The 5,458-nt window shown below is 43.0% G+C and carries 3 protein-coding genes; 1 reads left to right on the top strand and 2 read right to left on the bottom strand.

What is annotated here, in order from left to right:
* The coding region (locus B4K20_RS13905) for a hypothetical protein (protein WP_289283346.1) at positions 1 to 1,097 on the bottom strand (1,097 nt) is incomplete at its 3' end.
* A 107-nt stretch (positions 1,098 to 1,204) separates the two neighbouring features.
* Here B4K20_RS13905 and B4K20_RS13900 point away from each other — a divergent pair.
* Entirely contained in the window at positions 1,205 to 2,398 is a 1,194-nt protein-coding gene (locus B4K20_RS13900; protein ID WP_289283345.1) for a GAK system CofD-like protein, read from the top strand.
* Between the two features lie 14 nt (positions 2,399 to 2,412).
* On the opposite strand, the gene B4K20_RS13895 is transcribed toward B4K20_RS13900, so the two are convergent.
* Positions 2,413 to 5,364: a DUF748 domain-containing protein gene (locus B4K20_RS13895; RefSeq protein WP_289283344.1), complete on the bottom strand. Its 2,952-nt coding sequence runs from the start codon at positions 5,362 to 5,364 to the stop codon at positions 2,413 to 2,415.
* Positions 5,365 to 5,458: the final 94 nt, after the last annotated feature.

Raw genomic sequence — 5,458 nt, 5'->3', positions numbered from 1 at the left:
GGGTGAATTTTATACACATCAGCTAAGCGACTATCCATTTGCTGCATGAATAAAGCTGGACTGACTTTTTTACGTAAGGTCTCTGTCCATAACGACTCTAAGGTCTTCTTTAGTGCTTTAAGCGCCTGTTTTTGCAGTTTTTCTGACTCATTCACAATCACTTTTTCAAGGGTATATCCAGGAAGGTGTTCGATTAATAACGCCGCTGATTCGCCACGCTTTTGGTAGGACAAAATTTTAGGCGCTAAGCCTGGATAGATACTATCCCAGCTGTTCAGCCCCTGCTTTTCTTCTTTTAGCTTTTGCTTCTGACCGTCCTTATAGACCGCCATAAACCCCATTTTCTCAGCGCCATTAGACAGACCTGAAATAGCCGTGCCAGAGCGAGTTTCAGCGATAGGGGTAATAGTGACATCACTATCACCTTTCTCCACATCACTGATCAAAGATTGAAATGAATAATACCGTTCAAAATTGATCGGCTGCCCCACATTAGCTGACACAATGGTTTCGCTTATACGCAATAAAGCATCATCAAATTGTTTCATTTCATAAGCGACAAATAAGGCCTGCGTTAACTGTTTGGTCTGCGTCTGCTTTTTTAAAGCAGACACATAGCGTTTGATTAATCGCTGATGACTACTGCGAAGTCCTTGATTGATTTGCTCAATATCCAGCGCAATGCTTGATTTCCTCTCAATCACCGCAGGTAGGATAAGTTTAATGGCTTGTCTGACCTTTTTTACGATAGCGATAAAGGCTTTACTCATCAGTGCTTGTGCATCGTCAATCTGTTCTGATTGGGTAATACAATGACGACATATTTCAGCAATGCGCTCAATATCTGTGGCAATGAACTCAATACAGCGCAGACAGAATTTATCCGAATCATGCTCAACACCAGCGGCGATACGGTTAACCGTTGCCGTATGAATACGTGTTTTTAAATTATAGGCATACCCGGCACGATCACGGACTTTGCGTGCCAAAGACGCAGAAGGATTTCTGTAATAACTCGACAGTGTGGCTAGCTGGGCATCAATCTCGACACAGAGAAACTGCAAATTTTCTTTTATCTCTGTTGGTATTTTTTTCATGTAGTTATGGGGATCTTAAAGTCACTGCAGTCTAGCAAAACAACTCTGAACAGTGTGTGAAACTATTGTTACACTATGCCAACACACTTATTTGCTTGGACAAGTTGATGACCAAAATCCGCGTTTGTCGAACGGCATCTATCCCCGACCCACTCAGAATTAGCCGCTATCAAAAGATACCCGAGCTGGGGCCGAGAATTTTGTTCTTCAGTGGTGGTACCGCATTAACGGGGCTATCACGAGAGTTGAAAAAACTCACCCATAACTCCATTCATTTTGTCAGCCCTTTCGATTCAGGCGGTAGCTCAGCTAAGCTACGACATGCCTTCGATATGCCTGCTATTGGTGATTTACGCAGTCGCTTAATGGCCTTAGCTGATGAGACCGTGTTAGGGCATCCTGAAATCTATCGACTGTTCAGTTACCGTTTCTCAGTCACTGAGAATCAAGAGCGGCTTAAGCGACGACTACAGAATATGGTGAATGGCAAAGATGATTTAATCAATGACATTGCCAACCCTATGCGTAAGTTGATTTGTAACCATCTGGGTTATTTTTATCAGTCCATGCCCAAGGACTTTGATCTTCGTGGCGCCAGTATTGGTAATTTAATCTTGGCTGGTGGCTATCTGAATAATCATAAAGATTTGGAACCCATCGTTTTTTTATTCTCAAAACTGGTGCATGTATTAGGTACAGTGAGAACCATCACCAATGATGATTACCACCTCTCTGTCGAGCTAGAGAATGGAGAAATTATTCATGGACAACATTTAATTACAGGCAAGGAAGTCGCCCCTATTTTATCTCCCATCAAGCACATTCACTTGAGCGAAACGTTAAATGGTAGTCGTCCCACCGAGACAAAGTTACGTAAACGAAACCGTGGTTTATTTGAAGATGCAGATTTAATCTGTTACCCACCAGGCAGCTTTTATACCAGTCTGCTGGCCAACTTACTGCCGACCGGTGTGGGCAAAGCCATCGCTAACAATGGCTGCCCCAAAGTGTTCGTACCTAATCTCAATAGCGATCCAGAACAGCTTGGCATGACGTTACAAGACTCACTCATGACCATCATCAAATATATTCAAGAAGATATCACTGGTGATGCTCCTGCCAACACCGTATTGAATTATTTAATGGTGGATACCAAAAATGGACAATATCCTGGCGGGATTCCAACAGACTTATTGCAAGAGCTCAATATTGAACTCATCGACGTTAAGCTAATCGATAAACGTCATGATAAAACATATGATAATAAACGCTTAGTTTCTGCTTTACTGTCGCTTACCTAAATTATGCAGTCATTTTATTGAGCACGGATATCAAATTTCATGATGACCACATCCTGCTCGGCCTGCTCTTCCTTGACGATGCCAGCATGTAATTGAGCCTCACTGAGTTTGGCCTGTTCTTGCAAATAAAGCATGACGGCCTGCTGTCTGGCTTTGGCCAGATTATTCAGGTCTGCCTCAGAAATCACTTTGTTTGTGACTAAACTGGATTTTAGTTTGCTGTTATAGGCCAGCAAATCTACAGACGGCTCTTCATCATCGGCTGCCGTATTGTCGGCCATTACCTCCAGCTTCACTGCTGTTAGGTCAGGACTTAAAGCTTGTTCTGTATATAAACGCTCTAATACCGTTTGGCGACGGACTAACAATTGTTGGTCCGTGTCAGTCTGCTCTAAACCAACTTTGATATCCTGCTCCACCGCCTTAAGTTGCAATTGTTGCCGATCCAGCTTCTCTGCATAAGGCGCCGGAATGTCTAAAATTAATTGTGGACGTTGGACCAATGCTTCAGACAGTTTCAGCAAGGCTTCTTTTTGAGGTGGCGTGAGATCAGCTCGTCCCGCCTTAAAATGAATATTATCGACTGGCTGCTCATCACCTCCTATCAGGTTGGCCAGGAAGCGGAATGGTGAGGTCACAATATTACGAATCGCATTAAAAATCGCGTTGCGAATAGCCGGTCCCATTTCAAACTGAGGATTATTGACATCGCCTGTCACCGGAATGCTTAAATCAATCACCCCTTCACTATTTTTTAATAAGGCCACGGCCAGATCCAGAGGTAAATCGACTGCTTCTGGTGATTCCACTCGCTCTCCCAGCTTGATATCACGTATCACCAGGCTGTTAGATGCATTTAAATTTCCATTTTGGATTTCATAATTCAGTTTAACATCGGCACGACCATCGGCAATTTTTCTACCTGCAAATTTGATGGTGTATGGGCTCATGGCTGGCAGATCGAGATTACTGAATGACATGGCCACATTACTTTCTTCGGTAATATTGAACGGTGCCAGACTGCCTTCAATTTCGACCATACCAAACTCTTGCACCTGTCCTTCCAGATTCAATTCAACGGCCTGATCAGACTGGGTAGAAAAACCACTAATCCGGCCATCTAATGATCGCATTTCAGTATCAAACACAATTGGCAGGCTTTCATCGGTGAATCGTGAACTAGCCTTATTTATGATCACCTCACCAATAGATACTTTGTATGGCTCAGCATTATTTTCAGTTTCAGTAGCTGTGGCTGTGCTAGCGCTCGGTTGTTCTTTTAACAGCTGACGTAAATTGGTCACGCCATCTTTATTGATAAAGATACGACTGTACAGTTGATGGACTTCAATATCAGAAATAGCTAACTCTTTATTTTTGAGGGAGAAATCAATGGTATTAATGGATAACGCATCCAGGCTGAACAGTTTTTCCTTCAGATTCTGATTATCTATCTGCAACGATGATAACGCTAAGTCGCCATTAACCAAGAAGGCATCATCAGCGTTACTTTTCAGCGAAGCATTAGCTGATAACTGTCCATTTTCCAGCGTCACCATGGCATATTCATTGATGTATGGCTGTAATGGCGTCAGTGATAATTGGTCGATCTTACTCGCTGCTGTTACCGCCAGTTCAGGGAAAAGTTGTAGCTCGCCTGTAGTAGACAATGTACCGCCTGAACTCACCTTAATATTGGCGTTAAAAGGCATGATTTGCTTATCTGCAAGACTGAGGTTATTCAGGCTGGCAGTGAGATTCAATGTCATATTAGACGGCAATTGCGGTTGTTTATCTTCAATAGACAGATCAATATTATTCAGTCCGACTTCTGAGATAGCTAACTGTATGGCTGGCGTATCGTTAGTTTCTTGCGCGTCATCTGCCTCTGATTTGGGTAGGGCATCCAGTAATTGCTGCCAGTTAATCACGCCCTGTTCGTTCATGATCGTGACCAGTTTCGCCTCATTGACTGATACTTTATCAATGCTTAATTGATTGTCAGGATAACGATAACGGCCCTTTTCTAGCTGCAGCTCACCATTGGCAATTAAGGCTTTATCCAAGCCTGGTTGTGCCACATTGAGATCAAAGAGTTGGATAGCCGTGTTATTGATATCAACGCTAGGTTGCTGACCACTCAGATCCACATCATAGTCCAGACTGATATTGACGACACCTTGCTTTAATTCAACCGGTAACTGCGCTTTAAAATAACGGTATGGCGTCTGTAGATTAAATTGGTTCAGTTTGAGCTGACCGGCTACAGTCAGTGGTGATAATGAAAAGGTGCCCGCCACTGATAGATTCGCCTTGTCTTCCAGCTCCATATTCAATGTGGTTTTCGCGGTTTCATCAGCTTGAGTAGAAAATTGATTCAGCTGAAAATTGATAGGCGATATAACAGTTTTAAATGGCTCAGCAGGGACTTTATCCAGGTAATGTATTTCGCTGCCCTCAAAACTTAGTGAGTTTAAAACGACATGAAAGAGTGGCTCATCGGCATCTGAAGTGGTGGAATCTGCGGTGACAGGTTCTGACTCTTCTTTTTCAGGTGCTGTTTCCTGCCATGTATTCGCCAGACGTGTTAGGGTATTTTCTGCCTCGGAATAACGCTGAAAATGCAGATCAGCCGCGTTAATATCTACTGTAGGAATACTGATATCACCTTTGATTAATTGGCTTGGATCGACATTCACATATACCGAATCCCAAGCCAGAATAGGCTGGTTTTCTCTGGTTTGCATAGCCAGACCAGCGATGTTTAACTCAAAGGTAAAAGGGTTGAATTGGATATCCTGTACTTGTGTTTGCAGCTGTAAACGCTGGTCCAGAGTGCTTTTTAGTTGTCTTTCTGCCAGCCAGGGCAAGAAATAAAACCCGGCCAACGTGTAAATAACGACCAGAGTTAGCAGGCCGATAATGAAACGACGATGACGAAAAAGAAAAGTCTTAGCTGATGGCATGCAATTCATTCATTGTGATGATGGAATCATTAGATAGTACACAATTAACTTTATCGTACCAATGTGTGTACTGGTGAGTTAGGCTTGCTGAAGA

The sequence above is a fragment of the Methylophaga sp. UBA5088 genome (assembly GCF_002414625.1).
Taxonomy (GTDB): Bacteria; Pseudomonadota; Gammaproteobacteria; order Nitrosococcales; family Methylophagaceae; genus Methylophaga; species Methylophaga marina.
This window is presented reverse-complemented; position numbering and strand designations above follow the sequence as displayed.